The following is a 16,330-nucleotide window of genomic DNA, read 5'->3' as shown; positions in this document are numbered from 1 at the left end:
ATTAAGGCAGCAATACTCGGCATTTACCAAGCGGGTCGATGACCGCCAACATGTCTCGCGTCGTATAGTCACTGGTGAACTCACAGCGTTTTACTTGCGCTAGAGTCTCGGAAACGTTCCACTCTACATTTATCTGACTGGCAGTTTCAAAGGTTTGCGGGCTGCTAAGCACATCGGCTTGAATCTGGTTAAACACTTGACGGTCATTGATAGAAACCGATGTGGTTTCACTTGACATGAAGTTACCAAATTGAACCTGTATTTTATTTGGCTCTGTCGCCTCAGACGGTGCTTTCTTGTGGACTTTTATTCTCAAATCTTGCGCTTTTTGATCACCAACCAGAAAAACATGATAGTGCCCGTTGGCTTCAAAGCTTGCCATCACGGAGGCAAGTGTCTGCTGTGAGTTAGTGTTTCTTAGCTCTAAAACCATCGCTTGTTCGGCTTTTTGCAGTGATACCTGACCGTTTTGCGCTTCGCCATATAGCTCGCTAGTAATGATGGATTGGCTGTTTTCACCTGCTGGAATAGCAACAAGCTCTACGCTGGCAAGCGTGGATTCTGAGTCAATCTTAGCCATGTTGTAGACTTTTAATGAGGCGCTTGAAGAGACTTCTTTGACTGTGGTGGTTACGGGTGTTGAAGCACTACCGCCGCCACAAGCTGTGAGGAGTAAGGTGATAATTGCAGGAAAAATAAGTTTCATTAAGAGTAACCTTTACAGATATGAGATTTACTGGCTTTGACTACTCCTTCAGCACCGGCGCTATGATACATAAAAATATTTATCACGCAAATCTATGGGTCGCTATTGCGGGTTAGCTTACTTAGATACTACCCCTTGCACAAGGATGTGAAATTAGGCGCACTAAAATAGTGCTAATAATTAGTCACTTAGCAATTTTGTTACACAGACTTACATTTAAGAGTTTGTTTTATAAGCAATTTAATTTTCTGGCACGGTACTGGCTTTATTCCAATTAGCAATTAAAACTAAGGAGAGTATTGCTATGTCTTATATAGAGCCGAAAGAGTTTGCGACCAAGATGGTCGATGCAGGTGAACAAAAAATATTCATGTCGACCAAAGATACTTTGGTACGAGCCTTTATGGCAGGCGCAATTTTGGCACTGGCCGCTTTCTTCGCCATTACCGTAATCGTCAAAACTGGTAACCCACTCGTTGGAGCAATATTGTTCCCAGTGGGCTTTATTATGCTTTACTTAATGAAGTTCGACCTGTTAACCGGGGTATTTACCTTGGTGCCACTCGCAGTGATTGATAAGCGTTCAGGATGTAGCGTAAATCAGATGCTTCGAAACTGGGGATTGGTATTTGTAGGTAACTTCGCTGGTGCTTTGACCGTCGCCTTTTTTGCTTCTTTCATTTTGACCTACGGATACAACACGGATGGCGGTACGCTCGCAGCCAAAGTAAGTACCATAGGTGAATCGAGAACACTCGGTTACCAAGAGCATGGGCTAGCAGGTTGGTTTACGATATTTATTCGCGGCATGTTGTGTAACTGGATGGTATCTATGGGCGTGGTTGGTGCAATGATTTCAACTCATGCAAGCGGCAAGATGGTCGCAATGTGGATGCCAATCATGCTGTTCTTCTTCATGGGCTTTGAACATTCAATTGTAAACATGTTCCTATTCCCATTCTCAATGATCATGGGTGGTGACTTTACAGTAATGGATTACTTAATTTGGAACGAAATCCCAACAGCATTGGGTAACCTAGTAGGTGGCTTCCTATTAGTTGGCTTACCACTGTATCTTACTCACGTAAGGACCAGTCCTGAGCGTAAAGCTTCTATTGGTGCTCAACTAGCGACAGATAAATAATCAGGTATTCCCCGTTGGCAACAACGGGGGGCATTTATGCTAGTTGAACTGAAAGTCGATATTGCTCAAATCACCAGTGCTGGTATTAAGCAAGTAAACCAAGACGCCATCGGTGCCAAAACTCCATCAGGTCATGTGCTTGAAAGTAAAGGAGTAGTGGTGGCAATGGCTGACGGTATCAGCTCGAGTCAAGTGAGTCAGGTCGCCAGCGAAACTGCAATCAAGAGCTTTATCAGTGATTATTTTTCAACGTCTAATGCTTGGTCAGTAAAGCATTCCGCCACGAAAGTGCTTCAAGCACTTAATTACTGGCTCTATGCTCAAGGGCAGCAGAGCATAGAACGTTTTAACCCTGATAAGGGTTATGTATGTACGTTCAGCGCACTCATTCTTAAGTCTCATACCGCTCATCTTGTTAGTACGGGTGATACTCGTATCTATCGCTTTAGCGCTGATCAGTTAGAGCAACTTTCCGAAGATCACCGTAGGGTGGTTGATGCTTCCACCAGTTATCTCACCAAAGCACTCGGTATAGGTCCACATTTAGAAGCTGATTACCGGGAATTGACGATCGAGAAAGATGATATATTTGTCATCGCAACTGACGGTATATATGAGTTTGTCTCGACTAAATCTGTGGTTGAGATATTGCAGCTACAAAACGTCGACTTGGAGCAAAAAGCACAAAAAATAGAAGCGCTAGCGCTTGAAAATGGCAGTGACGATAACTTGTCCCTGCAACTGGTTAAGATTGAGCAGCTGCCAAGCCGAAAGTTTAACGAGGTATCGAGTCAACTTGATACTCTACAGATGCCGCCTTCGTTAAGTGCAAGACAAGTATTTGATGGCTATGTTATTGAACGGGCACTATCAGTCACTAGCCGCAGTCATATTTATCTAGCTAAGCATGAAAAAACAGGCCGTAGAGTTGCTCTAAAAATCCCTTCTGCTGAAATGCGAACGGAACAAAGCTTTCTAGAGAGTATTTTGATGGAAGAGTGGGTAGGGCAGAAGCTAAATAGCCCTTACCTTTTGGAAGTGCTCCCTTCTGAGAAGCGCTATTTATATGTCGTCGCTGAGTATTTGGAAGGACAACCCCTTGCCGCTTGGCTTCAAGACAACCCCAACCCTCCGCTCGCAAAAGTTAGAGATATCATCACTCAAGTCGCCAAAGGCTTGCAGGCGATGCACCGCCAACAGATGATCCATCAAGATCTACGCCCAAATAACGTAATGATCGATGCCAATGGCAGTGTCAAGATCATCGATTACGGCGCCGTGCATGTTGCTGGCATTGGGGAGATCAAAGGAAGAAGTTTTGCAATTCCCGGCACCGCTCAGTTTAGTGCGCCAGAGTATTTTATTGGCGAGCTAGCAACTCAACAGGCGGATGTGTTCTCTTTGGGCGCATTAACTTATTTCTTACTTACTCAGAAACTGCCCTACGGGGCTCAACTGTCCAATTGCCATAACAAACAAGCACTTGCGAAACTAAAATATCAATCTGTACGAACTTTTCGACCAGATATACCACAATGGGTTGATTATGCTTTAAAGAAAGCCACTCACCTTGAAACGGGGAAAAGGTATCAAGAAGTGAGTGAGTTTGTTTATGATTTTACTCATGAGAGTTCTCAAGCTAAACCTATGAACGCTTTGCCATTAATAGAGCGTGATCCGGTGAAGTTTTGGCAGGTGTTGTCGCTGGGGTTATTTGTGATGCTCTGTATCACATTACTTGGTTAAGTTAGGGGATGAAACACTTTCTATATTGACAAGCAATACAACAATTACATTTCAAATGTGACCTGCGATGCGTTTTTCTTTGACTAGATTACCCCTTGCTTTTTATTTGACTACAACTTAATTGAGAGAAATGTGAATAACGTTAAGTTGCTAAATATATTAAAGGTTATAGGTGATTGGCTGGATTTTTCTGAGGCTCTTATAGCTAATTAATTCCCTTAATATTTCGTGGGTATAACATACTGTAATCCATGTGGATCGAAAATTAATGCAATTGATATGTTAATAGGTCTCATGATTGAGAAGCGGAGATAAAGCTGATATTTGTCTTTGTTGATGAAGTTGTCATGCTTTAGTATGAACTTACAAAAATAAATGTAACAGCAAGTTTGTCAGTAATTTTTAAAGAAATAGTCAATGGAATAGGCTATTTCGCACTAATTTAGTGCAATAAATGAGAGTTAATCAGTGTATTAACTAACAAAGAGAATCTCATAAGAAGTAGAAATGGTTCTCTGAAAATCGCTAGGTGGCTAAGTTGAGATACGGAAATCGAATTAAGCACTATGCAGAAGATATAGTGCTCGTCTATCGTTTGATAGATATAGTCTATATTACGGCAGTATTGGTGGTGACATCATTACTTTACCTTGGGAGCTTTTCCCCGCAGTATCAGATGATACTTTGCGTGGTAATTATTGCCTACATGCTTACTACCGAGCTGTCTGGCACTTATCATCCGCATAAGTATAACTCATTTGAACAAGTCATCATGACGGTATTAACCTCTTGGTTTTTATGTGTTGTATCTGCACTTATTCTAGGCTTCTTCCTCAAAATATCTGAATCATACTCGCGGGTAGCACTAGGAGTTTGGTTTACCGTGACTCCCTTTTGCTTAGTTGGTTGGCGATGGGTGAGTTGCCAGGTTAGAAAGAAAATTCTACATCTAAATGACGAGGGTAAATCCGTAATCGTTGGTGCAACAGAATCGGGTTTAGCGTTGGCATGGGAACTTGAAAGCAATAGTAATCTTGAAGAAAAACTTGTTGGTTTTTATGATGATAGACCAGTCGAAAGGCTAGATGAAAGCATTAGAAGTAACCTCCCAGCAGAAATCTGTGGCAACATTGACGATGCATTAAATCTTGCCAAAAATCGCCAAGTTAAAAACGTCTATGTGGCGCTTCCAATGGAAGCGAGCAAACGTATCAAAAATATTCTTTCTGAGTTTTCCGACTCCAACGTTCATGTCCATTTCGTTCCTGACTTCTTTACGTTTGATCTAATGCACTCACGATGGAAAAACGTAGGCAATTTAGCCGTAGTAAGTATTCATGATACGCCATTTAGAGGACTAAGTTCCATATTAAAACGTTTTGAAGATATCGTATTCTCTTTAATCATTTTAGCCCTAATAAGCCCAGTGCTTCTGGCGGTTGCTATTGGTGTTAAATTATCGTCGCCAGGGCCTGTAATATTCAAACAAGACAGGTATGGCTTAGATGGCAAACCAATTAAAGTTTGGAAGTTCCGATCGATGTCTACTTGTGATAATGGCTCGGTGGTGAAACAAGCAACAAAGAATGACCCTCGTGTGACTAAGTTTGGTGCATTTATTCGCCGAACATCATTAGATGAACTGCCACAATTCTTTAACGTCTTGCAAGGCAGAATGTCTATTGTTGGTCCTCGCCCACATGCGGTTGCTCACAACGAAGAATATCGAACACAAGTCAAAAAATATATGCTTCGTCACCATGTTAAGCCTGGTATTACAGGTCTAGCACAGGTGAATGGCTACCGTGGTGAAACCGATACCCTCTATAAAATGGAAAAACGCGTAGAATATGATCTCAAGTATATTCATCACTGGTCTTTATGGCTTGATGTGAAGATCATTTTCTTAACAGTATTTAAAGGCTTTGTTGGCAAAACGGCATATTAGCCGCCTTTCCATAATCATTATATGAAACTAATAGTGTGCCTATCACTCGCTTGCTACGAGTGATGGCGTAGTCATGCTTTGCGGCTTTTAAGGCAGTCCAGTATGGCTGAGAAACAATATATTTATGTTGTTTTTGGACATCCTTCCTTATCTAGGAAGAAAAATCTAACAACTGACTATTTAGTCAGCAAACAACTTATGGGATTTAGGTATGCCCAATGGAAACTACAACCTAGGGGCGGTAGCGTGCCTAAACGAAAATCAATCATTCAAGTATGAGGTTCATAACAAGATGAATACTCGCCATAAATCACTACTTACGATCGGTACATTAATCGTTTCTTCACAAGTACACTCACTTGAAAGTACCGGTTATATCATGGAATCTGGCTTAGAGGTTTTACCTCTGTTTGAAGCGGGTTACTCTTATGATGACAATATCGGTCGTTATTCGAACAGTCTTAAAGCTGATTCATCTTCTCTATTTGTAGCTAAACCAGGGGTAGTGCTTAAATCAGATAAGAATGGCAATGAGTACCAAGTTGCCTACCAGTTAGATACTGGTCGATATACTAGTAGCAGTGATGACAACTATACTGACCATGCATTCACTACCAACAATTTTATCCGTTTTAGTCGACGTCATGGCTTAGGGCTTGATTATGCTTTTCTAAAAGAGCATGAAGCTCGAGGCACAGGTGTGGCCTCTGGTGATGCAATCGCTTCGGCAATTAACTCTCCAGTAAAATATAAGATGCATGACGCAAGAGCTGTGTATGTGTACGGTGCTGAAGGTGCAAAAGCTCGAATTGAAGCAGCGATAGATTATCGAAACCTTAAGTACACTAATTTCCGTGATGGTACTACGTTTGGTGGCAGTGTCGTAAACACAAGGTTTAAAGACTATACACAGACAGGCCTTGATCTTGCTTTTTACTATCAAATGTTTCCGGCGACTAAAGTTTTAGTCCAGGCCGACTTAAATGATAGAAAATTTGAACTATCGGATACATCGGGTAACTCACAAGACTATACCGATAACTTCCTGTACCTAGGTGCTGACTGGGATATCTCTGGTAAAACGACGGGTAAACTACGTTTTGGTATCCAAGATAAAAACTACGATAGTAGTACACGCAAAGACTTCAATGGTTTTAGTTGGGATCTGAACTTAGAATGGAAGCCTACCTATCACTCAATAGTTAATGTCACTGGTGGTCAGAACACTACGGATGCGGACCAAGGTTTTACTGATATCAAACAAACCTCGGCTAAAGTAAGTTGGAAGCACTACTGGTTAACAAATGTGTACTCTGATTTGTCGTATAGCTATCTACAAAAAGATTACTCTGAGAGTACTCGTGAAGATGAACTCACCAACTCTGTGTTCAATTTAGGTTATGAAATCTACGACCGAGTTGAACTCGTTGCTGGTTGGAGTCATAGAAAGAATGACTCTCCACTTTCTACCTATTCATATGATCAAAACATTTGGTCAATCAACGCAAACGTAGTTTTCTAAGGTTAAGTATGTATCGTTACTTCCTAAAGTTAATATCTCTTGTAAGTTTAGTGCTTTCTTGGCAATTACTTGCTTCTAGTTATGACAACACCTACATCATTGGTGCTGGAGACAAAATTCAAATTTCAGTTTACGGAGAAGAAGACCTATCCATTGAAGACCTTTATATTAGTGGTGATGGTCACTTTGATTACCCTTACTTGGGCAAAATTAAAGCATTAAATAAAACACCAGAACAACTTAAGCAAGAATTGAGTGCTGGCTTAAAGAATGGCTACCTAATATCACCTAAGGTACGTGTGAGCATTGTCGGTTTTAGAAACATCTACGTGAATGGGGAAGTAAAAAAGCCCGGTGGGTATGAGTTTCAGCCTGGGCTAACAGTAGATAAAGCAATCGCTTTAGCTGGTGGCTTTACGGACCGCGCTTCTCGCAATGGAGTATACCTTTCCAAATCAGGTTCTGACACCAAGAAAAGCAAAGTAAAACTCTCAAGCAAGATTATGCCTGGCGATATCATCGTTATCGAACAGAGTCTTTTTTAAGCTTTGATGCAATATCTAAATAAATTCGGAAGTTAACATGTCGCTAACTCTAAACCAAGATAAACCAGCTCAAGAGCAGATGATAGACTTGGGCTACTATTATCACTTGATTAAAACCCGTTGGGCTTCTATTTTTCTTTTTGCTTTCTTATGTACGGCGATCTCAGTACTTGTAGTGTTATCAATAACGCCGACTTACAAAGCAACTGCGACTTTGTTGATTGAAGCTAGTCAGAAAAAAGCAGTTTCGATTGAAGAAGTTGTTGGTATTGATACTAGGGCTGCAGAATACTACCTTACACAGTTTGAAATCTTGAAGTCTAACCAGGTAGCACAACGAGTAATTGATAAGCTAAATCTAGAGCAATTGGAAGAGTTCAACCCTAGCTTAATCCAATCAGAACCAAGTCTTCTATCAGAAATTAAGCAGCAACTTAAATCACATCCCCTTATTGCAGCGTATTTTTCCAATAAAGAGGTATTGGTGGATGAAAGCACAGCAGATGAAGCGCTAAATCGAACTGTCTTAAAACTGTTTAAGTCAAAGCTAACAATCTCACCTATTCGCAAAACTCAGCTTGTCTATATCTCGTTTGAGTCGCAAGACCCTAAACTAGCCGCTACTATCGCTAACGAAGTAGGTCAGGCGTTCATAGATAACAACCTAGAATCGAAGTTATTGGTAACAGCTCAAGCTACGGGCTGGATTAACCAACGCCTAGAGGAGTTGAAGCAGAACCTTGATGCATCTGAGGAGGCACTTTTGGCGTTTTTGCAAAAGCAAAAATTGATCGATGATAGTGGCATTTCGGCTCTAACGAGTTCAGAGCTTTCAAACCTTACTGAACGTCTGTCAAAAGCAACGGATAAACGTATTGAAACCCAGGCTCTATACAATGCGTTAAAGAACAATAAAAACGCGGACATTAAGACGTTAACATCTATCTCATTAATATCTAATCACCCTCAAGTTCGAGACATCAGGCTTGCAGAAGCAAATGCAGAGAAAGAGGTTAGCGAATTATCTAAGCGATATGGTCCCAAACATGACAGGATGATTCGGGCAAATGCTCAACTTGCTTCCATTCAGAAGCGTGCGAATGAGTTGGTAGCAAAGCTTATTAATGGGATAGGGAAAGAATTAAGTAGTGCAAGAGAGCAAGAACGCTTGCTCGAAGCAGAGTTATTAGACAAAAAAGGTGAATTCCAAGCGCTAAGTGTAGTCAAGCGTGAATATGATGCGCTTAAGCGAGAAGTTGATACAAATGCTAATTTATACGATCTGTTTTTAACTAGACAAAAAGAAACATCTGCAACAAGTGATTTTAATGCTACCAATGCACGTATTACAGACTATGCGTTAATACCAGAATTACCAAGTAAACCCAACAAAAAATTAATTATTTCATTGGCCTTTGTAGGTAGTTTTGGGTTGTACATAGTGTTGTTAGTATTACAGGATATGTTTAATAGCACCATTGACTCAATGAGAGACTTTGAAAAAACATTTGGCTTATTGCCTACAGGATCTTTACCAAAAATTAACTGTAAGGCTAATGTGATAGACTCAAACGTTTTTAACAATAAAAATTACCTTTCTTTTTCTGAGTCAGTAGATTCATTGAGAACATCTTTATTGATTAATTTTCATGGTAAAAATCGAAAGATGTTTGCGATTTCTTCATCTGTCCCAGGAGAAGGTAAAACAACATGTGCAATTACACTCGCACATTCGTTCTCAAAATTAGAAAAAGTACTAATTGTTGATTGCGACTTAAGAAAACCATCGGTTGCTCCTCGATTGAATATCGATAGCTCTCGACCTGGGGTAGGTCAGATTTTATTGATGGGAACATCTGTGGATGATTGTATTTGCGAGTTAAAAGAATCTCGCTTACATGTGCTGCCTGCTGGCATGTTAGTTCCTAACCCTCAGCAACTGCTGAGTGGCGATTCGTTCGATAGACTAATATCAACCCTCGAGAAGAAATATGATAGAATAATATTTGATACGCCTCCAATATTACCAGTTAAAGATGCGTTTATTATAGGTAAAAAAGCCGGTGGTATAATGTTAGTATTAAAAGCTAATAGCACAACCAAATCCGTATATAGACATGCAACAGAGTTATTTTCTCATCATGAAATATACATTGATGGTGTTGTAATTAATCAGGCATCTATTCCCAAGAAGGGAGTGCATACATACAGTGCATACTCGCAAATGGCCCAAGAACAAGCAAGTGTGATTGGGAAAAGTTGATATGTTATCCGTAATTATCCCTGCATATAATGAGGAGAAAAACATCAAAAAGGTACTGAATGAATATCTAGAACTTCTTGATGATATTCAGATAATTGTAGTTCCTAATGGTTGTAGTGATAATACAGCTAAAGTGGCAAAGAATATTAGTGATGTTATTGAAGTAGTATCACTAGAATTAGGGAATAAATCTAACGCAATTAACGAAGCTCTGCGTTACATCAAATACGACCATTTGTTGGTCCAGGATGCTGATGTGATAATTAGTGAAAATTCAATTATTAATATTCTTAAGTTTATTGATAACACTGAGTATGTTTATGCTTCATTAAAACCAGAGACTAAAACGGTTGATTCTAGTGTTATTGTGCGGGAATATTATAAATTCCTAGAAAAGACGCCTGAGTTTAGTAATGGCATGGTTGGAAGTGGTTGTTACTTACTGTCTAAAACTGCAATGACAAAGTGTTTTCCCCTTCCTTTGCTAATAGGAGATGATGGCTATGTAAAATCTATCTTAGGAAAAGATAGGTTAAAGTTGGTTCCTAATGCAACTAGTGTAGTATTTGCACCTAAAGATACATCTTCATTGGTGAAAATAAAAACAAGAAGTAAACTAGGTAATTATCAAATAAATAAGTCAATTGCTAATATTTCTGGTGATACTAATACCCCTGGAACATTGATTAACTTAATGATTAAAAGTGAATCTTATATCAGTGGGATTATATACATATGCGTTTCATGCCTCTGTAAATTTAGAGCGAAAATGCTTTATAAAACAAATAGCACGCATAAATGGGAAAGGGATGAAACTAGGCGATGAAGAGATTTTTACATGTACATGTTAGGCAATTTATTCTTGGTTGTTTTACACAATATTACAGAATGTTTTTTAAAATGAACATTCATCATACAGCGAGAATATCTCTAAAGGCAAATTTGGATAAAACTAACCCTAAGGGAATAACAATAGGGGCTGGTTCATATGTTGCTTTTAATGCAACAATATTAACTCATGATATGTGTAGAAATTTACACACATCAACTAAAATCGGCAATAAATGCTTTGTTGGTTGTAATTCCTTAATTATGCCCGGTGTTACTATTGGCGATGAGTGTATTGTCGCAGCTGGTTCAGTTGTAACTAAATCAGTACCCTCTAACTCTATGGTTGCTGGGAACCCTGCTAAAATAATCAAATTTGGTATCCACACTAAATATCTAGGTATTATACATGAAGAAGAGAAAGGTATTAACAATAGCTTCTAGTGGGGGGCATAACGTGCAGTTATGTCGCCTGTTTAATAAAATTAAACATGTTGATGTAAAACACTTTCACGTAAGAACTCGTGTTGGAAGCTCTGATATTGTTAACAATGATAATGAGTTTTTAATAGATGATATCTCTCGAGACTCTTTAATTCGAACTTTTAAGGTGGTTTATCAGTTATATAAAGTGATATCCAAAACCAACCCAGATTTAATTGTTACAACTGGGGCTTTACCAGGTTTATTAGGTCTTATTTTAGGACGTGTTTTTAGACTAGACACTATATGGATTGATAGTATCGCAAATACTCAAAAGTTGTCGCTGTCTGGCCGTATTGCAAAGCATATAGCAGGTGAAACTATTACACAGTGGGAACATTTAGAAGAAAAACATGTTAGTTATTACGGGAATGTAATATGAAAAAGATATTTGTAACAGTCGGAGCACAACTTCCATTTGATAGGCTAATACATTTCTTAGATAACAATGAATACTTGAAAAAATTTGAAGTTTTTGCCCAGATAGGAAATGGCAATTATAAGCCTAAAAATATCAATTATGTCGATTTTCTTGATGATAAAAAGTACAAAGAGCTGGTAAACAATTCAGATATATTAATATCTCACGCTGGAATGGGGACCATAATTAGTAGTATGGATTATAATAAACCACTTATAGTTCTTCCAAGACTTAGTAAGTTTAATGAACACAGGAATGATCATCAAATAGATACTGTAAAGTTGTTTGGAAATAGAGATAATAAAAATGACTTACTTAGAGTTTGTTCAGATACAGTAGATATAATAGAAGCAGTAAGAAAAATAGCGAATGAACCACTTAAAATGAGTGCTTTATATTCACCGAAGAGTGACGGCCTTGTCAAATATATGGTGAGTAGAGTCGCATCGTGAAAGAGAAAATATTGCAAGCATTGGACTCTACAGTATTGTCTATATTTAATTTTTTAGTTACTTTTGCATCCTTAAAGTATCTTGGTCAGGATTATGTTGTGTATTACGGTATATCTATGACGGTTACATTGATTTTTCTTTCTCTATATAGGTGTGTTTTTTTAATACCCATAAATAACCAGACAATTATAAGTGTATCTAGTGATATATTAAGCACTGTGTCTTTGTATATTTCCTCTGTTGCCATTGTTATCGGTTTATTGATTATTGTTTTATGTGAGACATATAGTTTCGTGACATATATGTTAGTTTTTTTGTATATTTTCTTGCATGAAAACCTTAAGTATATTTCTCCTGTTATAAGTAATAAGTCAACAATTAATATTTCAAGTTTTACGGTTCTATTCTTTACGTTTTTGTTGATTTTATTTAGCGCGTTTTCTTTCGATAATTTATTTTTCGTATTAATGTTATGCATCACTATCGATGTTATTGTTATGTGTAAGTACTGTAGTGTTTATAGTTTTAGGAACGTTTTAGAAACCTTTTTTACTGATAAAATAGCAGTTGTTCATAGGATATACCAGTCTACCTCCCAACTTTTTATTGTCCATGTTCCTTTTCTTATTTCGCCTTATCTTTATTCATCATCTATAGTTAGCTCGATGTTTGTTGCAAGATCTATATATCAGCCTACTCAGATAATAATTAAGTCGCTGGAATTGGTTGATCAGCGTGATCTTAGTCTATGTAAACTAAAAAATTCCTATAAGTTAGTTGGTTTTAGGTATTTACTTATATCTTTATTATTAACTACTACTTGTTTTTGGTTTGGGTCATTAATTATGGGCGTTTTCTATTTACCTAGTGAGATTCCAACTAAGTTGACTCTTGCTGTTTGGGGAGGGGTATTTATTATGTTGTCGGTTTGTCGATCTCGAGAGTTGGTTTTACTTAAACTAGGTAGTTTGAATCTAATTAATAGATCTTATTTTTTAGGGACTCTTAGTTTGCTTGTTAGTTTCTCTTTAGTGTTTATTGGTGACAGTTTTATAATGATTAATCCATCAATAGTTGTTTTGATAAGCTGGGTTGTAGTTGCAGTAAGTCTCACTTTTCAGCAAGCTAGAATAGTAAATGAACAGTTTCAGTAAATTAGACTACTCGATTTATTTGTTGTTTACTGTGTTTTCTATTTTCGTTTTTAGAATCAGAGAATATGGAAGTGAAACAGTAGATTTTCAAATTTTATTTAGGTTGATGTCTTGGGGTGGGAGTTTTTTATTCGCATTTTATGTGTTTAGTAGGAATGCTATTGAATTAAATAGACATGAAAAACTATTAGTTTTGTTCTTTGTTTTGGGTTTTTTATTGTTACCTTTCTCTATAGCCCCGGCTCGAAGTTTTATCAATCTGTTATCCTACATAGCTTTTTATTTAATGCTAAAATCACTAGATACTAGGCTCGGAACATTTGGCATGCTCAAAGTAGTGTTGTATTCATTTGCATTCTGTACCATCTGCTCAATTGTTTATTACTATTTAATTCCAACCCTTGGTAGGCATATATACTGGCTCAGCGGTATGTTATATGTTAGTCCGAGGATGAGTGGGGTTTTTTCTACATCTAATGCTATGGGGGGGTTCAGCGCAGTATATTTGATTCTATTATACTACTCTCGACAGGTTGGAATTTTGGAAAATAAGTGGCTATTAATAATGGTCACTATATCTTCTTTCTGTCTCCTAAAAAGTGATAGTAAAACTGCCTTAGTCTCACTATTGATAGCAATCTTCTTCATTGCTCCTAATACTAAATATAAAGCAGTAATAATTAGCCTGATATTATATGTGATTTCTATGGTCGTGGTTTTTCTCTGTTTAGAACCTGATACATTATTGAGAGCTATTTCTAGACATGGAGACCCGAACGAAGTATTGACATTTACTGGAAGGACACATATATGGCCCGCTGTTATAAGTAAAATTATAGATAATCCATTGGTGGGTTACGGTATTGGTGTTACGTCAATTGCACTGCCAGAGTTAAGTTATATAATTGGTTATACTCCAGCACATGCCCACAACTTAGTATTGCAAGCTACATTTAGCATGGGTGTTATTGGAGGGGGGTTGAGTATTTTAATAGTGCTCTACAATTTCTTTGTGGTTGATAATGATAGATTAGCAGTGGGGTTATCTGTTTACGTGCTTGTTACATCACTTTTAGAATCATCTTTTTTAAATGGCATTGCTGGTTATTCGATAATTCCATTTATACTTATGTGTATGGTGAAAAAGTCAAAGAAGGTACTGCTTTAGATGTTTTTAGGAGATGATGTTGATTATATTTTGTAACAGAAGTTTACTTTGGATTGCACACGTGTTGATCTGTTTTCTACTTTTGCTGCTTTCCTCTTTTCAACTCAGAACTAGTTTGTACGAAGAGGCTTTGGGAAAAGTAGTGGGTAGTTTAGCAAAACAAACTTATGAACCTAAGTCGGAAGATTATCGTATGATCAATGATATAGTTGAGGATATTGTTGGCCTTGATAATTACTCTTCCAACACTGCTAATTCTCTATACGTTTTACAGAGTCATGTGAGATACTCTTTATTTAGCCAAGAAGAACTGAAATACATTCTTTTTCGTAGCAGGAATGTGCGGCCAACATGGTATAACACCCATCTATTAATAGCACACGCTACAACCGAAAATACATCAAAAATACAACACCTCAATTATGCTAAGATGTTTGGAAATTCAACTCCTAAAGTCGTAGCATTTGACTTTAATATGCGCTTTGATAAATGGGATATGCTTGATAAAGAAGAGAAGATCAATTTGATATTGCAGTTTTTGAGTTCTGTTCAGAACTACAATATACGCCTAATGATTAACCACACGATTGGGCTCTCTATTGGTAGTGCTAGGATGTGCAACCTATTGAAATTTAATGAAGTATACCTTCCTAATTGCAAGTTTATTTAGTTTATTATTGCGAGTTTTGTTAATTTAGTATTGTTAGAATAAAATGAAAATAGTTATAGTTGGTACAGGTTATGTCGGTTTATCAAATGCAGTGCTTCTGGCTCAAAAGCATGAGGTGGTTGCTTTAGATATTATCGATGATAGAGTTGATTTAATTAACGCTGGAATATCCCCTATTGTAGATAAGGAAATTGAGTTTTTTCTTTCTGATAAGGACATCAACCTAGTCGCAACGTTGGATAAAAATCTAGCATTTGCTAATGCTGCTTATATAATTATTGCTACACCGACAGATTATGATACTGAAACAAATTACTTCAACACTAGTTCAGTCGAGTCTGTAATCAAAGACGTAATGGAAATCAACCCTGAATCAGTAATGGTAATTAAATCTACCGTACCTGTTGGATATACAGAACGTATCAAAAAGGAATTGGGCTGTGAAAACTTGATTTTCTCCCCTGAGTTTTTGCGGGAAGGAAAAGCTCTTTACGACAACTTGTACCCTTCAAGAATCATAGTTGGTGAGCAAAGCGAACGAGCAAAAGTATTTGCCGCTCTGTTGGTTGAAGGTGCAGAGAAAGAAGATATCGAAGTTCTTTTCACTAACTCAACAGAAGCAGAAGCAGAAGCAGAAGCAGAAGCAGTTAAGCTCTTTTCAAATACGTATTTAGCAATGCGAGTTGCGTATTTTAATGAGTTAGATTCCTACGCCGAAACTCATGGTTTGGACTCTCGTCAAATCATTGAGGGTGTTGGGTTAGATCCGCGTATCGGTTCTCACTACAACAACACATCTTTTGGTTATGGTGGTTACTGTCTACCAAAAGATACAAAGCAACTACGAGCAAACTATGCAGACGTTCCTAATAGTATTATCGGTGCAATTGTAGATGCCAATACTACTCGTAAAGATTTCGTCGCTGAATCGATCTTAAAACGAAATCCAAAACGTATAGGTATCTACCGTTTAATCATGAAATCTGGCTCTGATAACTTTAGGGCTTCAAGTATTCAGGGCATCATGAAGCGCATTAAAGCGAAAGGTATTGAGGTAGTCGTTTACGAACCTGTACTAGAAGAAAAAGAGTTCTTCCATTCACAAGTAATAACTGATCTTGATGAGTTTAAAGCAAGCTGTGATGTAATCGTATCTAACCGAATGGTTGATGAGATTAAAGATGTTGCTGGCAAGGTTTACACTCGTGATCTGTTCGGTTGTGATTGAGTAATGGCAGGGGTCAATAGTTTGGCCCCTTTAAGAATTTACGCCTCCTGGC

General features: G+C 37.9%; 15 protein-coding genes. 14 read left to right on the top strand and 1 reads right to left on the bottom strand.

The features are described from left to right. Position 1: 1 nt before the first annotated feature. A complete protein-coding gene (locus J4N39_RS20630) occupies positions 2 to 706 on the bottom strand; it encodes a hypothetical protein (RefSeq protein WP_252024494.1) in 705 nt (234 codons plus the stop codon). A gap of 304 nt (positions 707 to 1,010) precedes the next feature. Here J4N39_RS20630 and J4N39_RS20625 point away from each other — a divergent pair, with 304 nt between their 5' ends. From J4N39_RS20625 to J4N39_RS20560, 14 genes are all read left to right on the top strand, one after another. Then, positions 1,011 to 1,850, top strand: a complete 840-nt coding sequence (locus tag J4N39_RS20625) for a formate/nitrite transporter family protein (protein WP_252024492.1) — start codon at positions 1,011 to 1,013, stop codon at positions 1,848 to 1,850. A gap of 36 nt (positions 1,851 to 1,886) precedes the next feature. After that, positions 1,887 to 3,596, top strand: coding sequence for a bifunctional protein-serine/threonine kinase/phosphatase (locus tag J4N39_RS20620; RefSeq protein ID WP_252024490.1), 1,710 nt, complete (start codon positions 1,887 to 1,889; stop codon positions 3,594 to 3,596). Positions 3,597 to 4,134: 538 nt separating this feature from the next. Beyond that, on the top strand, positions 4,135 to 5,544 hold the full coding sequence (locus J4N39_RS20615) for an undecaprenyl-phosphate glucose phosphotransferase (RefSeq protein ID WP_252024488.1): 1,410 nt from the start codon (positions 4,135 to 4,137) through the stop codon (positions 5,542 to 5,544). Between the two features lie 211 nt (positions 5,545 to 5,755). Next, positions 5,756 to 7,066, top strand: a complete 1,311-nt coding sequence (locus tag J4N39_RS20610) for an outer membrane beta-barrel protein (RefSeq protein ID WP_252024486.1) — start codon at positions 5,756 to 5,758, stop codon at positions 7,064 to 7,066. 8 nt (positions 7,067 to 7,074) lie between these two features. Further along, positions 7,075 to 7,611: a polysaccharide biosynthesis/export family protein gene (locus tag J4N39_RS20605; protein ID WP_252024484.1), complete on the top strand. Its 537-nt coding sequence runs from the start codon at positions 7,075 to 7,077 to the stop codon at positions 7,609 to 7,611. Between the two features lie 37 nt (positions 7,612 to 7,648). After that, positions 7,649 to 9,874: a GumC family protein gene (locus J4N39_RS20600; protein WP_252024482.1), complete on the top strand. Its 2,226-nt coding sequence runs from the start codon at positions 7,649 to 7,651 to the stop codon at positions 9,872 to 9,874. After that, positions 9,861 to 10,700 (top strand): glycosyltransferase family 2 protein, encoded by an 840-nt coding sequence (locus J4N39_RS20595; protein WP_252024480.1) that lies wholly within the window; start codon positions 9,861 to 9,863, stop codon positions 10,698 to 10,700. Before J4N39_RS20600 ends, J4N39_RS20595 begins: the two co-directional genes overlap by 14 nt. Further along, the gene (locus tag J4N39_RS20590; RefSeq protein ID WP_252024478.1) at positions 10,697 to 11,146 is read left to right on the top strand and encodes an acyltransferase; all 450 of its coding nucleotides are present in this window, start codon (positions 10,697 to 10,699) and stop codon (positions 11,144 to 11,146) included. The genes J4N39_RS20595 and J4N39_RS20590 overlap by 4 nt, the downstream gene beginning before the upstream one ends. Further along, complete coding sequence (locus J4N39_RS20585) at positions 11,112 to 11,567, top strand: glycosyltransferase family protein (RefSeq protein ID WP_252024476.1); 456 nt, start codon at positions 11,112 to 11,114, stop codon at positions 11,565 to 11,567. The genes J4N39_RS20590 and J4N39_RS20585 overlap by 35 nt, the downstream gene beginning before the upstream one ends. Continuing rightward, positions 11,564 to 12,058: a glycosyltransferase gene (locus J4N39_RS20580; RefSeq protein ID WP_252024474.1), complete on the top strand. Its 495-nt coding sequence runs from the start codon at positions 11,564 to 11,566 to the stop codon at positions 12,056 to 12,058. Before J4N39_RS20585 ends, J4N39_RS20580 begins: the two co-directional genes overlap by 4 nt. Next, a complete protein-coding gene (locus J4N39_RS20575) occupies positions 12,055 to 13,212 on the top strand; it encodes a hypothetical protein (protein ID WP_252024472.1) in 1,158 nt (385 codons plus the stop codon). Before J4N39_RS20580 ends, J4N39_RS20575 begins: the two co-directional genes overlap by 4 nt. Next, positions 13,196 to 14,380, top strand: a complete 1,185-nt coding sequence (locus J4N39_RS20570) for an O-antigen ligase family protein (RefSeq protein ID WP_252024470.1) — start codon at positions 13,196 to 13,198, stop codon at positions 14,378 to 14,380. The genes J4N39_RS20575 and J4N39_RS20570 overlap by 17 nt, the downstream gene beginning before the upstream one ends. Positions 14,381 to 14,522: 142 nt before the next feature. Continuing rightward, positions 14,523 to 15,050: a hypothetical protein gene (locus J4N39_RS20565; RefSeq protein ID WP_252024468.1), complete on the top strand. Its 528-nt coding sequence runs from the start codon at positions 14,523 to 14,525 to the stop codon at positions 15,048 to 15,050. Between the two features lie 43 nt (positions 15,051 to 15,093). Next, entirely contained in the window at positions 15,094 to 16,278 is a 1,185-nt protein-coding gene (locus J4N39_RS20560; RefSeq protein ID WP_252024466.1) for a nucleotide sugar dehydrogenase, read from the top strand. The last annotated feature ends 52 nt before the right edge of the window (positions 16,279 to 16,330 follow it).

Source organism: Vibrio sp. SCSIO 43136 (assembly GCF_023716565.1).
GTDB lineage: Bacteria > Pseudomonadota > Gammaproteobacteria > Enterobacterales > Vibrionaceae > Vibrio.
The sequence above is the reverse complement of the archived record's forward strand: the minus strand, read 5'-3'. Positions and strand labels throughout refer to the sequence as shown.